The sequence below is a fragment of the Bacillus sp. 7884-1 genome (assembly GCF_002272245.1).
Taxonomy (GTDB): Bacteria; Bacillota; Bacilli; order Bacillales; family Cytobacillaceae; genus Neobacillus.
The window spans coordinates 24,216-40,011 of the sequence record NZ_NPDD01000169.1; the positions used below are offsets into that span (position 1 = coordinate 24,216).

At 37.1% G+C, this 15,796-nt stretch carries 14 protein-coding genes; 11 read left to right on the plus strand and 3 right to left on the minus strand.

What is annotated here, in order from left to right; translation table 11 throughout:
- Positions 1–348 precede the first annotated feature (348 nt).
- The 4 genes from CHI06_RS19555 to CHI06_RS19570 all read left to right on the plus strand — a co-directional run bounded on the left by CHI06_RS19555 (position 349) and on the right by CHI06_RS19570 (position 4,109).
- Positions 349–1,629 carry a M48 family metallopeptidase gene (locus CHI06_RS19555; protein ID WP_095250291.1) on the plus strand — a complete coding sequence of 427 codons (1,281 nt, stop codon included), beginning with the start codon at positions 349–351 and terminating at the stop codon, positions 1,627–1,629.
- Between the two features lie 157 nt (positions 1,630–1,786).
- The gene (locus CHI06_RS19560; RefSeq protein ID WP_095250292.1) at positions 1,787–2,170 is read left to right on the plus strand and encodes a MazG nucleotide pyrophosphohydrolase domain-containing protein; all 384 of its coding nucleotides are present in this window, start codon (positions 1,787–1,789) and stop codon (positions 2,168–2,170) included.
- Positions 2,171–2,373: 203 nt separating this feature from the next.
- Complete coding sequence (locus CHI06_RS19565) at positions 2,374–3,174, plus strand: nucleotidyltransferase domain-containing protein (RefSeq protein ID WP_095250293.1); 801 nt, start codon at positions 2,374–2,376, stop codon at positions 3,172–3,174.
- A gap of 74 nt (positions 3,175–3,248) precedes the next feature.
- On the plus strand, positions 3,249–4,109 hold the full coding sequence (locus CHI06_RS19570; RefSeq protein WP_095250294.1) for an amidohydrolase family protein: 861 nt from the start codon (positions 3,249–3,251) through the stop codon (positions 4,107–4,109).
- Between the two features lie 152 nt (positions 4,110–4,261).
- Here the strand turns inward: CHI06_RS19570 and norA are convergent, their stop codons facing one another.
- Complete coding sequence (gene norA / locus CHI06_RS19575; protein WP_095250295.1) at positions 4,262–5,455, minus strand: multidrug efflux MFS transporter NorA; 1,194 nt, start codon at positions 5,453–5,455, stop codon at positions 4,262–4,264.
- A gap of 119 nt (positions 5,456–5,574) precedes the next feature.
- On the opposite strand from norA, the gene CHI06_RS19580 reads away from it, so the two are divergent.
- Positions 5,575–6,408: a MerR family transcriptional regulator gene (locus CHI06_RS19580; protein ID WP_095250296.1), complete on the plus strand. Its 834-nt coding sequence runs from the start codon at positions 5,575–5,577 to the stop codon at positions 6,406–6,408.
- A 175-nt stretch (positions 6,409–6,583) separates the two neighbouring features.
- On the opposite strand, the gene CHI06_RS19585 is transcribed toward CHI06_RS19580, so the two are convergent.
- Positions 6,584–8,191 carry a glucose PTS transporter subunit IIA gene (locus CHI06_RS19585; RefSeq protein ID WP_095250297.1) on the minus strand — a complete coding sequence of 536 codons (1,608 nt, stop codon included), beginning with the start codon at positions 8,189–8,191 and terminating at the stop codon, positions 6,584–6,586.
- A 260-nt stretch (positions 8,192–8,451) separates the two neighbouring features.
- On the opposite strand from CHI06_RS19585, the gene CHI06_RS19590 reads away from it, so the two are divergent.
- The gene (locus CHI06_RS19590; protein WP_095250298.1) at positions 8,452–9,633 is read left to right on the plus strand and encodes a helix-turn-helix domain-containing protein; all 1,182 of its coding nucleotides are present in this window, start codon (positions 8,452–8,454) and stop codon (positions 9,631–9,633) included.
- Positions 9,634–9,637: 4 nt separating this feature from the next.
- On the opposite strand, the gene CHI06_RS19595 is transcribed toward CHI06_RS19590, so the two are convergent.
- Positions 9,638–10,078 carry a YaiI/YqxD family protein gene (locus tag CHI06_RS19595; RefSeq protein ID WP_095250299.1) on the minus strand — a complete coding sequence of 147 codons (441 nt, stop codon included), beginning with the start codon at positions 10,076–10,078 and terminating at the stop codon, positions 9,638–9,640.
- Between the two features lie 345 nt (positions 10,079–10,423).
- Here CHI06_RS19595 and CHI06_RS19600 point away from each other — a divergent pair, with 345 nt between their 5' ends.
- Genes CHI06_RS19600 through gnd form a run of 5 tightly spaced genes read left to right on the plus strand, consistent with a single transcriptional unit; the run spans position 10,424 to position 15,767 of the window.
- A complete protein-coding gene (locus tag CHI06_RS19600) occupies positions 10,424–10,558 on the plus strand; it encodes a BA3454 family stress response protein (RefSeq protein ID WP_095250300.1) in 135 nt (44 codons plus the stop codon).
- 35 nt (positions 10,559–10,593) lie between these two features.
- Positions 10,594–11,262: a ribose-5-phosphate isomerase RpiA gene (rpiA, locus tag CHI06_RS19605; RefSeq protein ID WP_095250301.1), complete on the plus strand. Its 669-nt coding sequence runs from the start codon at positions 10,594–10,596 to the stop codon at positions 11,260–11,262.
- A 39-nt stretch (positions 11,263–11,301) separates the two neighbouring features.
- Positions 11,302–12,804, plus strand: a complete 1,503-nt coding sequence (zwf, locus tag CHI06_RS19610) for a glucose-6-phosphate dehydrogenase (RefSeq protein ID WP_095250302.1) — start codon at positions 11,302–11,304, stop codon at positions 12,802–12,804.
- 25 nt (positions 12,805–12,829) lie between these two features.
- Positions 12,830–14,830 (plus strand): transketolase, encoded by a 2,001-nt coding sequence (tkt, locus tag CHI06_RS19615; RefSeq protein WP_095250303.1) that lies wholly within the window; start codon positions 12,830–12,832, stop codon positions 14,828–14,830.
- A gap of 43 nt (positions 14,831–14,873) precedes the next feature.
- Positions 14,874–15,767 carry a phosphogluconate dehydrogenase (NAD(+)-dependent, decarboxylating) gene (gnd, locus tag CHI06_RS19620; protein WP_095250304.1) on the plus strand — a complete coding sequence of 298 codons (894 nt, stop codon included), beginning with the start codon at positions 14,874–14,876 and terminating at the stop codon, positions 15,765–15,767.
- Positions 15,768–15,796: the final 29 nt, after the last annotated feature.

The following is a 15,796-nucleotide window of genomic DNA, read 5'->3' on the forward strand; positions in this document are numbered from 1 at the left end:
GTGGTAAATATGGTTCTGAAAAACTAATCAAACGTTTAATTAAATCGGGTGGTAAACTAATCAAACGTTTGATGAACAAATTTAGCTGTCAAATGCGAAAGCTTTTACACTAAATTGGAAGAAGTTAAAGATTGAAGTAAAGTAAAGTCAAATATTTGAAATTGTTTATAATGGCCAAGTTTTATTTGGAAACTTATTCAAAATAATCTAGTCATTTTTTTCTAAATTAGTGGGGGATATAGGTGTGGGGTTTTTTACCAGCAACCAAAGAATAAATTTAGTTCAATCCCAAATAATATAGAAGAAAAATAGATTTAATAAAAAATTTAGTTAAAGGGACTGAACAAGATGCTAGATGAGAAAAGCCTCATTCATAAAAGTGAAAAAACTTTATTCATTTTCTCAATCATTCTTAGTGTTATAGCTATCATTATTCTATTTGTGTCGCTGATTGGGATTTCAATCTTTTTTGGACTGGCGCTCGTTACGTTGGTTTCACACGCCGTTTCAATAGCCTATATCCGCCTGAATGGTATCCAGCTTTCTACCAATCAATTTGGTAATCTTTATAACAGGGTATTAGAACTTAGTAAGCGGTTTGGGATTGAGGACATACCTGAAGTTTATATTATTGAATCAGGAGGGGCCCTTAACGCCTTTGCATCCCGTATATTTGGTTTGTTTGGTAAAAACATTGTTGTCCTCTATTCTGATATCGTGGATCTGGTCGAGAACGGCTATGAGGATGAGTTGGAGTTTGTCATTGCCCATGAATTGGCACATGTGAAGAGAAATCATGTCGTAAAGCAGTTGCTTACTTTTTTGGCTATGTGGATTCCATTTCTCGGCGAGGCCTATTCGAGAGCTTGTGAATTCACAGCCGATCGAATGGCAGTAGCCTGTACGGAAAAGCCCGAAAAAGCAATTCGGGCACTAACGGTTTTCGCAGCCGGTAAGTATTTATTTCGAGATGTGAACAAACAGGAATATTTGAATCAGTATAATGATAAAAAGGGATTTTTTATCTCTTTGACGGAGCTTTTATCTACACACCCTGCCATTCCGAGAAGAATTTTCGAAATTGAAGCTCAGATAGGGGAGAGTACGGTTGTACTAAAGAAAAAATCCAAAGCCGGAGTTTTTGCGATTCTTATTTCCACGATTCTTGCGGGTGCTTTATTCATTTGGACGGGCTACTCACTCATTAAAGATGTAATCAATTTTACAGAGGAATTTTTACCAACTGGAGAGTTGACCGGGCTAATGGAAGCTACTATAAATGGTGATACGGAAGAAGTAAGCCGTTTATTGGAAGAAGGGGCAGACCCTAATGAACAGGAGCCAGAAGGTGGAACGACTGCATTAAATCTTGCAGCAGATAATGATCAATTGGAGGTCGCACAAATTTTATTGGAAAATGGGGCGGATCCTAACCTACCGGACAATTACGGTTACACACCGTTAATGGGGGCAGTATTCATGGAAAACAAAGAGATGGTGCAGTTACTATTAGAGGCAGGTGCTGATCCTAATTTTGAAAATGAGGAAGAGATGTCTGCTATTACCTATGCAGAAGATTTGGGCAACACTGAGCTCGTAGAACTTATGACAAAAGGTAAAAATGAGTAACATCGGGGAATCTTATAGTTGATAAAATTAAAAGGGTTGGTCCTATTGGGCTAACCCTTTGTATGAAAAAACTAATCAAACGTTTAATTAAACGGGTGGGAAACTAATCAAACGTTTGATTAACAAATTAAGCGGTCAAATGACAGAAGGGATTAACATGAAAGAGATACAAACTTTTGCGAAACAATATCAAAAAGAAATGGGATGGGAAATTTCTGAGGAGAGTTATGCTGAGAGCAGAGATTCTCTTTTAAATAATTACATGCTGCTAACGACGGAGGTTGCCGAAGTAGCAGAGGAGCTGCGAAAGGCTTTTAATCTAACAGCTTCTAATGTTGAAAATGGAATGGACGAAGAACAGGCATTTGAGTTAGCAAAGAATCAAATTAAAGAAAACGTAGGCAAAGAATTGGCAGATTGTCTCGCTTACATGCTGAAATTTTATAATTTTTTTGGAATCGATGTAGAAGAAAGCTTTTATGCCAAAATGGAAGAAGTTAAAAATCGGAAGAATAAGGATTTAGTAAAACCACCAAAATGAAATCATTCATAAGTACCAAGATTTATTTTAAAAAAATTATTCAAAGTAAATCTTGGTTATTTTTTTGACCATGTCCTTTTAGGTCTTTTTTTACTTTTGTTTTAAAGGTAGCAAATCACCAATATAAAAATGGCTTATATCCCATAAATATCCTATAATTGGGGCAATACGAAAAATAAAAAATAGATGGGAAGGAATCCAAAATGAACACTATTAATGACATGATTATGAAGATTTCGTCTGTATTTTCACAGTTAGAAGAAGTGGAAGGTGTTGTACTCTCTGGCTCTCTTTCAACAAACACCCAAGATGAACATTCTGATATAGATTTGTATATTTATAGTGTTCAAGAAATCCCTACCAGCACTCGAAAAAAATTGTTAGAACCTTTTTCGGATTATATGGAGATTAATAACCAGTATTGGGAAACAGAAGATGATGGAACGCTAAATGAACCCAATATTGGTATAGAAATCATATATAGAAATTATGCTTGGATTGAAAACGAACTTATGAAAACGGTAGTGAATTTCCAGGCTCAGGTCGGTTACACTACATGCTTTTGGAGTAATTATTTAAATTCCAAAATACTATATGATCAAAATGGTCAATTAAAGAAACTACAGGATAAAATTAACGTAACCTTTCCAAAAGAATTAAAAGAAAATATCCTTAACAAAAATTACCCTTTATTACGAGACAGTGTTACATCCTACTATTGTCAAATCGAGAAAGCTCTAAAAAGAAAAGACTACATAAGTGTCAATCATAGGGTTGCTGCGTTACTTGCAAGTTACTTCGATATCTTATTTGCGATTAACGAGTTGCCACACCCTGGAGAAAAGAAGTTAATTAAGATCGCACAAAAAACATGCAAATATCTCCCAGACAAGATGGAAGAAAACATAATCATGATTCTTAGCAACAATACCATAACACTATTAAGTGACATAAATGATCTTGTTGACAATTTAGATGATTTGATAAAAAGGAATAACTTATAACCTTATCCAGCTGAAGTTATAGCCCTTAAAGTTGATAACAGAAATAATATAGTTATTCGAAGGGGAGTATTAAAATGATCGTAGATTGCCATTTTCATGTGGATGAAACCATGTTGACTTTAGACAAAATGCTAGAGGGGATGAATGAAAATAATGTAACGAAAACAGCGCTCATTGCTTCCATGAACGAAACAATGTTTGAAGTGGATAGTACTTATCAACATCATTTACAACGGTTATTTCGTTTTCTAATACTTCATGCACCACAAATTGGCCACAAGATTTATGATGGTCTAGTGAAAGATGGCGTATTCAACCTTTATGGCCATTCATACAAGATTTTTACCAAGCCGAGGAATGAACTTGTGGCTGATGCGATTGATAGATTTCCAGACCGGTTTCTAGGATGGGCAGCCGTAAACCCTATGATTCCTGAATCCATGGAAGAAGTAGAGTTATATCTTAATAAACCTGGTTTTATTGGGGTTAAAGCTCATCCGTTCATGCATGAATATAGTATTAAGGCACTTGATCCAGTTGCCGCTATGTGTGAATCAAAAGGCGTACCCATGATTATTCATCTCTCTTCAGAACCCGACTCTTTTAAATATTTACCTGATAATTACCCTAACCTTAAATTGATTTATGCTCACGCCGGTCTTCCCTTTTGGAAGAAACTATGGAATTACGTTAAGGATCAACCCAATGTATTTGTTGATACTTCAAGTGATTATCTTACTCCATCTATTGTAAAGAAGGCAGTGGAATCTTTAGGATATCGAAAAGTTCTCTTTGGCTGCGACGGCCCGTATGGAATGAATAAATTTAATGAATATGATTATTCCTCAAAGATAGGTTGGATTGATTCACTTCAACTTCCTGATAACCAAAAGGAATATATCCTTGGAAAAAACTTTCTAGGATTGATTGATTAATTCAAAACTCTATCTCAGCTTTTTTATAATAAAAGAAATGGCTCCGTTTATAGCATTATGCTGAGCCATTTCTTTTAGTTTGTTCAACTAACGTGGGCATAGTTTAAGTTCTTCCAGTGTAATTCTTCTTCTGATGATTGCTGTATTCCCCTCTAATTAGCTACACTAGCCTTCATTTCGTTTGAAGATTTATTTGCTTGCTTGTTCCAGACCAATGTAATCACGATTCCCAGAGATAGTATCACAGTCGCAAAGTAATAAGGATAGTTAAAATTGATGTCAAATAATATCCCCCCTAGAATTGGTCCACTTATGTTCGCTAAACTTGTAAACATTGAGTTCATTCCACCAACGAAACCTTGTTCGTTCCCGGCGATATTTGAAAGGTATGAAGTAATGGCTGGTCGGAACAAATCGAATCCTACAAAAACAATAAATGTAACTAGTAAAATAGAAAAATATGAATGAACAACAGTCATTAAAAAGACAAGTAAGGCTGATAATAGTAAGCTATATCGAATCAGTTTAATTTCACCCCATATTCGAGTAAGCCTATCAAATAATAAGACTTGTGAAACTGCCCCAAAAATCGCACCACCAGTAATAACTATGGCTATATCGGATGGCTTAAATTGAAATTTATGGTCCACAAATAGACTAAAGAACGATTCAAAAGCTGCTAAACCAAATGAGGCAATATAAATTAAAATAAACGCAAGGAAGTATTTTGGAGCAAAAATACGTTTGAAGCCATTCTTATCATCTGAGACTTGTTCATGATGATCTTCATTCCGATTCGGCTCAGATAATAAAATAATTGAAAGTATAGCCGCAATGGTACCAAGTGCACCTGCAAAGAAAAATGGTACACGAGTTCCAAATTCCGCTAAGAATCCACCAATACCTGGACCAATAATAAATCCTGTACTAATGGCAGCTGACATATAACCAAGTGCTTTGGGGCGCGTATCCAAATTTGTAATATCAGCAATAAAAGCCGTAACAGCTGGCATAATGAACGCAGCACTAATTCCACCCAAAATACGAGAAATAAATAGCACCTCGATTTCTCTGCCCATCCCAAATAAGAATTCTGAGAAGCCAAAAATGAATAAGCCAATGACAATCATAATCTTCCTGCCGTATTTATCTGCCGCTTTCCCTGCAAATGGTGAAACAACTAATTGAGCAATTGCGAATGCTGCAGTTAAATAACCAACTGTGGTTCCCGTAATGCCTAATTCATTCATCAGCGTAGGTAAAACTGGAATGACGAGACCAATCCCCAAAAAGGCTATAAATAAATTCATTAATACTAAACCTAACATGACATTATGTGTCTTCATCTTTTACATCCCCCTTAACAAACCAAAAACTGAAACAAACCTAAGTTGTTTTCATTTGTTTACAATACCCATCCTAGTGTATATAGTTACTATATAGTCAAGGACGGTGCTGTAATAAAATGAATGAAGAAAATGGAAAATATTTAACTACTGGGGAATTCGCGAAGCTTTGTAAAGTAAACAAACAGACACTCTTTTATTACGATCAAATTGGGCTTTTGTCTCCGGTATGGAAAAATGAAAAAGGTTACCGATATTATTCAATTCGCCAGATAGAGCTATTCTTTGTTATCGATTTATTAAAGGATCTTGGTATGTCGCTAAACGATATTCAACAATATATGCAAAATAAATCGCCTGAAAGTTTTTTGTCATTAATGTACCAAAAAAAAGAAGAGATCGTGAAAATACGTCAGGAGATTGAAATGAAAGAAAAAATGATCGATGCAAAAATAGCATTAATGGAAGAAGCGTCACACCTTGATTTTCATCAAGTTACGCTTGAACAATTACCAGAAGTAACACTTTATTTAAGTAGAAATATTGAAAATTTAACCGATGAAGAATTTGTAGAGGTCTTTTCAGACTTTATTAATGAATTGAACGTATCACAACTTGATACGGGATATCCAATAGGTGTTATATCAAAACGAGAGCATGTATTAAACGGAGAATTCACTAATTATAGCTATTTATATATTGAGCAGCCAAATCCCAAGGAAGGATATCCGTATTTTAAAAGTGTAAAGGGTGATTTTCTCATTGGATATCATATAGGGGATGAGAAAACAATACATAAAACATATAAGCGGCTTTTTTCAGAGATGGATCGACTAAATTTAGCTCTAGGTGATTATGTTTTTGAAGAGTATATTTATGATACAGTTGTAATTAATCATAAGGAACACTACGTTACCAAAATTATGATACAAGTCGATCAAACAGAGAGTTAATTTTTCCATATTTCTGTTTAGATGAGCTTAGTATTGGCGAGTTTTCTTTGTTATTGAAATCCAAAACTTCTTCAACTAAAGGCAGGTAGTTGAATATCGCTTAATGTTTCACTGGACCACAAAAGGGGTTTTATTAATATCCGAATTAAAACAAGACCACCCCTTTAATAGTAGATTAAACCGTTAATTTCAATAAGGTTTCATTTTGTTCGACAGTGTCATGATTCATAGCTTTAATATCAAGATATTGGTCCTTATTGGTGATGACCACCAATGTCGTGGTTTCAAATCCCTCTGCTTTTATTTGATTCATTTCAAATTCAATGAGCAGGTCGCCTTGTTTAACATGATCACCTTGTTTTACATGTGGTGTAAAGTATTTTCCTTTTAGTTTTACAGTATCAAGGCCAATATAAATTAATACCTCAGCTCCATTTTCAGACTTTATCCCAACTGCATGTCCTGTAGGAAATTGTGTTGTAATCACACCATCAACAGGAGAATAAATCTTACCTGCTTCCGGCTCAATGGCAATTCCTTTACCTACGGTCTCGGTCGAAAATAATGGGTCGCGGATAGAGGTTAATGGGACCACCTTTCCACGTAATGGGCTATTAATGTTTTCCGGCTGTACACCAAAAATATTTTGGGTAAAATTATCATTCACTTTTGAATTTTTCCCTTCATAACCAAGGAGATATGTCAAAAGAAATCCTAAGGCAAAAGCGACGCCAATCCCAATTAGATATTGCCAAATTGGTGTAAACGCGGGAATGGCAAGTACACTTGGAAGGACAAAATCATTCATAACGACACCAAGGCTTCCGTTTATTGCTCCGCCAATTCCAGCTGCAATGATGACATAGACCATTGTTTTTCGATAACGAAGGATAATTCCATAATTAATTGCCTCGGTGGTTCCAGCCAAAGCACCAGGTAAGATTCCGCTTGCAGCAAGAGCTTTTAAATCTTTATCACGTGTTTTTAGAAAAACCGCAATCCCGATTCCCACTTGAGCAAAAGGAGCTGCCGCTGCCATGGCGATAATAGGGTCTGGACCCGTTGCGAGATTTACGATGGCGAGTGGAATAATCGTCCAGTGTAACCCCATAATGGTTAGGAATGTCCATGAAGCACCTAACACAGCACCAGCTAAAAGTCCGCTTCGGTCGCTTAAGAAATTAATGACCGAACCTAATCCTTCTCCAAGAAGTGTCCCAATTGGGCCAAACACCAGCATCGTTAACGGGACAAGGATAGCTATTGAAATCAAAGGGTTGATAAACATCTGAATATCTTTATAAATCACTTTTTTTAACAATCGATCAAGGCCTGCATAAACAAACATGGCGATAAAGATAGGAAATACGGTAGAAGAATAATCCGCTAATAAGACAGGAATACCTAAAAAGTCAATTGACTTCACATCGTTGTCTACAAGGTGCATAATTTCTGGCATCAGTATGGCTGCACCAATTACCCCGCCGACATAACCGTTGGCACCCAGTTTAAGTGCAATGGATATACCGAGAAATAAAGGCAAGAAATGAAAAACAGCATCTCCAGCTGCTGATAAAATTACATAGGCACCGCTTTCATGTGATAGCCAACCTAAAGTGTTTAAAACCGATAACATTGCTTTTAAGAGTCCGGCACCAGCGAGAACTCCGATAATAGGGGCAAAACTTCCTGAGATAACGCCTAAAACCTTAGACAATGTCGTTTCTTTTTTCTCATTCGGTAAATCTGCTGTATTTGCAGGGTGCTGATTTTGATTACTCATAGTTGTTTTCCACACTCCCATATCCTATATCTTTTGCTTTATTTTCCTCAATTACTATCGCTTATAAATATTTTTACCGCTTTCATTTTCTCTATTTAATATTTCTTGAATTTGAAAGGGCTAACGTAATACTAGTATAATGATTTCAATCGTAATCCATTAGGATTTATTTGATAATATCCGGATAAAAACAAATTTATATTTGCACCTGTGCAATTGGAGGAAGTAACCTGGAACCAACAAAAATCATCTCAACGGCTATGAAAATTCAACATATAACCAATTTAAATACATATGTAATCAATCAAAATCGGGAGCTAATTTACCATCATGAAATGATAACGATCCCTGCATTTATGCTAGGTTCAGGGGAAAGTGATGTTTTATCTTTGTATGACAATATGAAACAAACAGGACAACTTTATTCCTATATGAATGAATGGGACTTACACTATTTTGGATATTCCTTCAACAAAAAGGAGGAAGCCTGGACCATTATCATTGGGCCGTATTTTGATAAGACACCGAATCTAAATAGTTTATCAAGGAACTATCACCTCACAAATACACAAAGTGAAGATTTAAGGCTGATAAGCGATAAAATCTATGTACTAACTGCAGAACAAGCCAGCAGTTATGGAAGTGTCCTTCAGCAGTTTACAAGCATGTTAGAGCAGGAATTGACTCCGATTGTCATTGTTTCTGATAGAAGCAGCACTCCAGTTCATAAGAAGGAAGACCACTTTAACGTGGATGAAGAAGGCGAACTAGTTAAGTTGAGGTATAAGACTGAAAAGGATTTTATGAATGCCGTTGAACGCGGGGATAAAAAGGAGGCTCTAGAACTCATTAATTCTAAAAATATGCTGTTTTCTTTTTCTGAACGTTTTCCAAACCAGCCGTTACGCAGGCTAAAAAATGTTGCCATTATCCTAAATACGCTTCTGCGGACTTCAGCAAGAAACAGTGATGTTCCTGCCATCATGATTCATCGGATCTCGGAAAAATTCGCCTATGAAATTGAAAATGCCAATCAAGTGGAAACCCTGCATCAATTAGAAGACCGCATGATCGAGGAATATTGCGATGTAGTTATATCCAACTCGTTAAGTAATTACACATACATGACACAAAGAGTGATGGAATACATAATCAGTTTTTATAATAAGCAAATCAATAAAGAAGAATTGGCAGCAATGCTATCCACCCATCCGAGCCATCTATCTCGAAAATTTAAAGAAGAAACAAACATGACCTTAACAGCTTTTCAGCAAATGCTGCGAATGAATCAAGCGAAACATCTATTAAAAGCAGAGAATCTATCCGTTGAGGAACTCGCTTTTATGATTGGCTACGATGATCCGTCCTACTTTGCTAGAGTATTTAAAAAAGAAACAGGCAGAACCCCCTCACAGTATCGAGATGGGGAGGATGGGAACTGATTTTTTAGCTTAAAATCGCTCTTTTAAAAAGCTCCCTAAATTTCTCCTTATCTTCGGCTGTAAATGGTTTTGGCCCCTTTGTACGTTTTCCGCTTTTTCGAGCCATTGCACTTAAATAACGCGTTTGTAATAATTGATCAATGTTTTCATTTGTATAGCTATACCCTGTATGGTGAAGAACGGTACACCCTTTTGCTAAACCTAGCGAAGCGAGACCATAATCTTGCGTAACGATGATATCTCCTTTTGCTGCTAACTTCATAATCCGATAATCCGCAGCATCTGCTCCAGAATCAACATAAATGGTTTCTACCCCCGATGGTTGCTCCGCATTAGAAAAATGAGAAAAGCTAGTAACAAGAACAACAGGAATGGCAGCATTCCTACTTTCAGCAATAATAATATCTTTTACCGGACAAGCATCTGCATCAACATAAATTTTCAACTTTATCACTCCTGTAAAGTTATTTTAACTATTACCAGATATATAAATTTTAACATTAGTTTAAGAATTGAATTGTTTCTTGCCTGAGGTAAACCTAACAAATAATAAGAAAATATACAACATAAAGAGAGAGAAGAAAAGTGAAAACACATCATCCAATAAGAAGGATGGTGTGTTTTTTTACATTAAAAACAATAATATCTTTAATCCAAGATAAATTTCTTGACGGTTCTAAAAAGAAAGATGTAATATGGTTACATAAAGTAACTCATGTAATAAAAATAACCAGATAACGAAAATTGCAGATAGATAAATAGAAGAAAAATTCATCAGGGAGTGAACGATATGATTGAAGTAACTGTAAAGCTTAATTTCAAAGGGAAAAATTATCAAACGAATGTCATTGTAGGAAAGAATACTTCTGAAAAGGAGATCTTGCAGTTGGCAAGGGAACAAGTCTCAAGACAATGGACAAATTAATAAGGAAATCAGCTTTGTAGAAAGGGGATTAATCTTTGAATGAAAAGAAAGAAGTTGGAGAAAAAGCTGTAGAGTACGTAAAAGACGGTATGGTAGTCGGACTTGGTACAGGGTCTACCGTATATTATTTCATTTCTAAGCTTGGTCAACTAGTCCAGCAAGGACTTTCCATTAAAGGAGTACCTACTTCAAAGCAGACAGAAAAATTAGCAATAGAACTTGGCATCCCGCTTGTTTCGTTCCATGAGATTGAGCAAATTGATGTAGCGATCGATGGGGCAGATGAAGTGGACACAGAGTTACATCTCATAAAAGGCGGAGGCGGTGCCCTTTTAAGAGAGAAAATTATCGCTGCAGCAGCTAAAACTTTTATTGTCATTGCAGACTCTCATAAAAATGTAAATACATTAGGAACCTTTCCGCTGCCAATCGAAGTGGTCCCGTATGGAGTTGAAATGACAGTCAAACACGTCCGAGAACTTGGTGGCAGACCAGAGATACGACTAGATCAGGGGCATCCTTTTTTAACAGATAACGGTAACAATATTTTGGATACCAGCTTTCAAGAAATTAAGCAGCCAAGAGATTTAGAGAAAAAGCTAAACCTTATACCTGGTGTGGTGGAAAATGGCTTATTTGTTGGAATGGCGGATGCTGTTATTACCGTTGTTGATAACAAACTTGTAACGAAAGCTCGAAGATAGATAGTAGAGAAAATAGATTACGAACATGGGGGAAGAATGATGGAATCAATGACCTTTGTCTTATTTGGAGCAACAGGGGATTTAGCAAAAAGAAAAATTTTCCCAGCTCTATACAACTTATATGTGGATCAAAAATTACCGCAGTCTATATCCATTATTGGACTCGGAAGAGGGGAACTTTCACACTCTGATTTTCAATTAAAAGTAAAAGACTCCATTTTGGAATTTTCACGACGCCTGGAGCATGAGGCTGCTGCTATGGGAGAATTTTTAGAGTACTTCCGCTATAGTAAGTTGGATGTGAACCGTGAAGAAGATTATCAATCATTACTACAGTTAGTGAAGCAGCGTGAAAAGGAACTTCATTTAGACGAAAACCGGATGTTTTATCTTTCGGTTTCACCAGAATTTTTTGACACAATTGCCTTGAACATCAATAACAGTGGACTAGGTAATACATCGGGTTGGAAACGGTTGATCATTGAAAAGCCATTTGGCCATGACCTCCAATCTGCCCGTGAATTAAATGAAAAACTAAGCCGTGCATTTGATGAAGAGGAAATTTATCGAATTGACCATTACTTAGGGAAACCGATGGTTCAAAACCTTGAAGCACTGGCTTTTGCAAACCCCATATTACAGTCGATTTGGAATAAAGAACATATTGCAAATGTCCAAATTACCGCGAGTGAAACGGTTGGGGTAGAAAAAAGAGCTGGATATTACGATCAGGCTGGAGCAATACGTGATATGGTTCAAAACCATATGCTGCAAATGCTGATGATGACAGCTATGGATACACCTAAAGAAATAAACGCAGCAGAAATTAGAAGAGAGAAACGGAAGGTCATGGAGTCACTTCGTCCCGAAATTAAAGAAGATGTTCATTACGATATTGTTCGCGGCCAATACATTTCAGGAGAAGTAAATGGACAGAAAGTTCCAAGCTATAAAGAGGAACCAGGTGTAGCTTCTGCTTCCACTACAGATACCTTTGTGGCTGCTCGATTGTGGTTGGATCATCCATCATGGACCGGGGTTCCCTTTTACATTCGCACAGGAAAAAGAATGAAGGAAAAATCCACACGAATTGTCATTGAATTTAAAAATCATGCTGACCTTTCATATAAAAATAATCAAATGAACCCGAACTTATTAATCATCGAAATCAATCCAGATGAAAATATTTCTTTCCAATTAAACAGTAAAAATCCATTGAATAATGGAAAGGTTGAACCTGTAAGGATTAATTTATCGAATGATCAAATAAGCTTAGGGGTCCCTGAAGCATATGAAAGACTGATTTATGATGCCGTTAATGGAGATTCCACTTTCTTTGCTCATTGGAAGGAAGTTGAATTGTCATGGGAATGGGTCCAGCCAATTCTAGATGCCTTTGAGGAAAATCTAGTACCCCTCAAGGAATATCAATCAGGTTCTTACGGCCCTGCTGCCGCTGATTTATTACTTTTGGAAAATGGCTTTAAATGGTGGCTGGATGAAAAACATCAAGAAAGCAAGGAAAAGGTTCTACACAACTAAGAATATCTAGGAGGAAATAACAAAGATGTCACAAAACATTGAAAATCTATCAGTTTCTACTATTCGAACATTATCCATTGATGCTATTAATGCGGCAAACTCAGGTCATCCTGGTCTCCCGATGGGGGCAGCACCCATGACATATGCATTATGGGCGAAATATCTGAATCATAATCCCGAAAACCCAAAATGGTTTAACCGCGACAGATTTGTTTTATCTGCGGGACATGGATCAAGTTTGCTGTATAGCATGCTCCATTTAGCTGGCTATAATGTCACCATTGATGATTTGAAAAATTTTCGAAAGCTAAATAGCAAAACACCAGGGCATCCTGAATTCGGTCATACAGCTGGTGTAGAGGCAACTACAGGTCCATTAGGGCAAGGAATTGGGAATGCTGTTGGAATGGCGATGGCAGAAGCTCATTTAGCAGCCAAGTTCAATAAAGAAGGACACTCGGTAATTGATCACTACACCTACGCGTTAGTCGGTGATGGCGACTTAATGGAAGGTATTTCCTATGAGGCCATGTCAATGGCAGGGCATATGAAACTTGGGAAGCTAGTTGTTTTATATGATTCAAATGATATCTCACTGGATGGAGAATTAAATGCTTCTTTCTCTGAAAATATTGAGAAAAGAGCAGAATCAGCAAACTGGCACTATTTGAGAGTAGAAGATGGAAATGACCTGGAAGCGATCTCTCATGCAATCGAAGCAGCCAAACAAAAAACAGACCAGCCAAGTTTGATTGAAATCAGAACGATAATTGGATATGGCAGCCCAAAGGTAGCAGGAACCAATAAAGCACATGGTGCGCCACTTGGAGCGGAAGAAGGAAAAGCGACAAAACAAGCCTATAACTGGCTTTATGAAGAAGATTTCTACGTTCCAGAGGAAGTAAAAGCACACTTTGCACAACTAAAGAATAAAGGAATTGACGCTGAGCAAAGCTGGATGAGCTTTTTTGAATCCTATAAGCAAGCATACCCGGAATTAGCTCATCAATTAACAAATGCTATCGATGGAAAAGTACTGATTGATACAAAAGATATATTGACCTTTGATACAGGGAAAGCTGTATCAACAAGGGTTGCTAGCGGAGATGCAATCAACCATTATGTGAAATCTGTGCCAGCAATCTTTGGCGGAAGTGCAGACCTTTCCCATTCTACAATGACAGAAATTAAAGGTGAACAAATGTACGCGGTAGAATCATACGGTGCACGTAATGTTTACTTTGGTGTCCGCGAACACGCAATGGGAGCAGCTGCTAATGGTATGGCCTATCACGGAGGTGTGAAACCTTTTGTAAGTACATTCTTTGTTTTTAATGATTACCTAAGACCATCGATCCGTCTTGCTGCATTATCTAAACTTCCAGTTATTTATGTGTTTACACATGATTCCATTGCAGTAGGTGAGGATGGTCCTACCCATGAACCTGTTGAGCATCTTGCAGCACTTCGTACAATACCTGGACTAACGGTGATAAGACCAACGGATGCAAATGAAACGGCAAGTGCTTGGGCGTATGCTCTTCAGCAAACAGAAGGTCCAGTTGCGTTGATCCTAAGCCGCCAAAACCTACCGGTGTTTAATGAAACAAAAGCAAATCTAGAGAACCTATCTAAAGGAGCTTATGTACTGGAAGAGACAAATTCAAATCCAGATGTCATTTTAATGGCTACTGGTTCCGAAGTGTCCTTGGCTGTGAATGCAAAGACTGAACTTGAAAAAGAAAATATATCGGTCCGTATCGTTTCTATGCCAAGTTGGGAATTGTTTAGTCAGCAATCAGAAGAATATAAAGAAACGATACTCCCTTCTTCTCAATCTAAACGTGTAGCCATTGAAATGGGGATTTCACTTGGATGGGAACGGTTTGTTGGATTTGAAGGGAAAATCTTGTCCATTGAAACATTTGGTGCTTCAGGTGATGGAGCTGCAGTCATGAAGGAATTTGGATTTACTACTGATAATGTAGTGCGTATGGCGAGAAGTGTCTTAAATCATTCTAAGTAGAAGAAGATAAAACAAATTATTTACACCATTGGAGGAGAACATAATGAAGGTAGGACTTATTGGTTTAGGAAAAATGGGATTAAATTTAGGACAAAATTTATTGGATCATCATCACGAAGTGGTAGCATTTGATGTGAATCCGAGTGCAGTCGAAAATATGAAGCAATTTGGAGCAACTGGTGTTTCCAGTTATAAAGAACTCATCCAGTCTTTGGATCATCCAAGAATTATATGGATTATGGTCCCACATGCAGTGGTTGATTCCGTTATCGGTGAAATTTTACCGTTTTTGGAACAAGGAGATATTGTTGTTGAAGCAGGTAATTCTCACTATAAGGAATCGATTCAACGCTATAATGAGTTAAAGGAAATCGGTGTGAGCTTTATGGATGCGGGTACTTCAGGCGGTATGGAAGGGGCTCGGAATGGTGCTTGTTATATGATTGGCGGTGATCCAGAAGCATGGGAAGCAGTACAACCTCTTTTCAAGGATACAGCTGTTGAAAATGGCTTCTTATATGCCGGTAAAGCAGGCAGCGGGCATTTCTTAAAGATGGTTCATAATGGAATCGAATATGCCATGATGGCTGCAATTGGAGAAGGCTTTGAAGTACTGGAAAAAAGTGAATTTGATTTTGATTACGAAAAGGTTGCAAGAGTTTGGAATAATGGTTCCGTTATTCGTTCATGGCTGATGGAATTGACTGAAAATGCTTTTTCAAAATATCCAGATTTGGAAGAAATTAAAGGGATTATGCATTCCTCTGGTGAAGGAAAATGGACTGTAGAGGCAGCATTAGACCTCAAAACAGCAACACCAGTCATTGCAATGTCATTATTAATGCGTTATCGTTCTCTAGAGGATGACACCTTTACAGGTAAAGTTGTAGCGGCTTTACGGAATGAATTTGGTGGACATGCTGTCGAAAAGAACTAAAAATATTATTTATTAAAAATTGGAGGAAA

Coding starts and splice junctions, on each gene's coding strand:
- CHI06_RS19555 (WP_095250291.1), top strand. CDS start 349: ATGCTAGATGAGAAAAGCCTCATTCATAAAAGTGAAAAAACTTTATTC.
- CHI06_RS19560 (WP_095250292.1), top strand. CDS start 1,787: ATGAAAGAGATACAAACTTTTGCGAAACAATATCAAAAAGAAATGGGA.
- CHI06_RS19565 (WP_095250293.1), top strand. CDS start 2,374: ATGAACACTATTAATGACATGATTATGAAGATTTCGTCTGTATTTTCA.
- CHI06_RS19570 (WP_095250294.1), top strand. CDS start 3,249: ATGATCGTAGATTGCCATTTTCATGTGGATGAAACCATGTTGACTTTA.
- norA (WP_095250295.1), bottom strand. CDS start 5,455: ATGAAGACACATAATGTCATGTTAGGTTTAGTATTAATGAATTTATTT.
- CHI06_RS19580 (WP_095250296.1), top strand. CDS start 5,575: ATGAATGAAGAAAATGGAAAATATTTAACTACTGGGGAATTCGCGAAG.
- CHI06_RS19585 (WP_095250297.1), bottom strand. CDS start 8,191: ATGAGTAATCAAAATCAGCACCCTGCAAATACAGCAGATTTACCGAAT.
- CHI06_RS19590 (WP_095250298.1), top strand. CDS start 8,452: ATGAAAATTCAACATATAACCAATTTAAATACATATGTAATCAATCAA.
- CHI06_RS19600 (WP_095250300.1), top strand. CDS start 10,424: ATGATTGAAGTAACTGTAAAGCTTAATTTCAAAGGGAAAAATTATCAA.
- zwf (WP_095250302.1), top strand. CDS start 11,302: ATGGAATCAATGACCTTTGTCTTATTTGGAGCAACAGGGGATTTAGCA.
- tkt (WP_095250303.1), top strand. CDS start 12,830: ATGTCACAAAACATTGAAAATCTATCAGTTTCTACTATTCGAACATTA.
- gnd (WP_095250304.1), top strand. CDS start 14,874: ATGAAGGTAGGACTTATTGGTTTAGGAAAAATGGGATTAAATTTAGGA.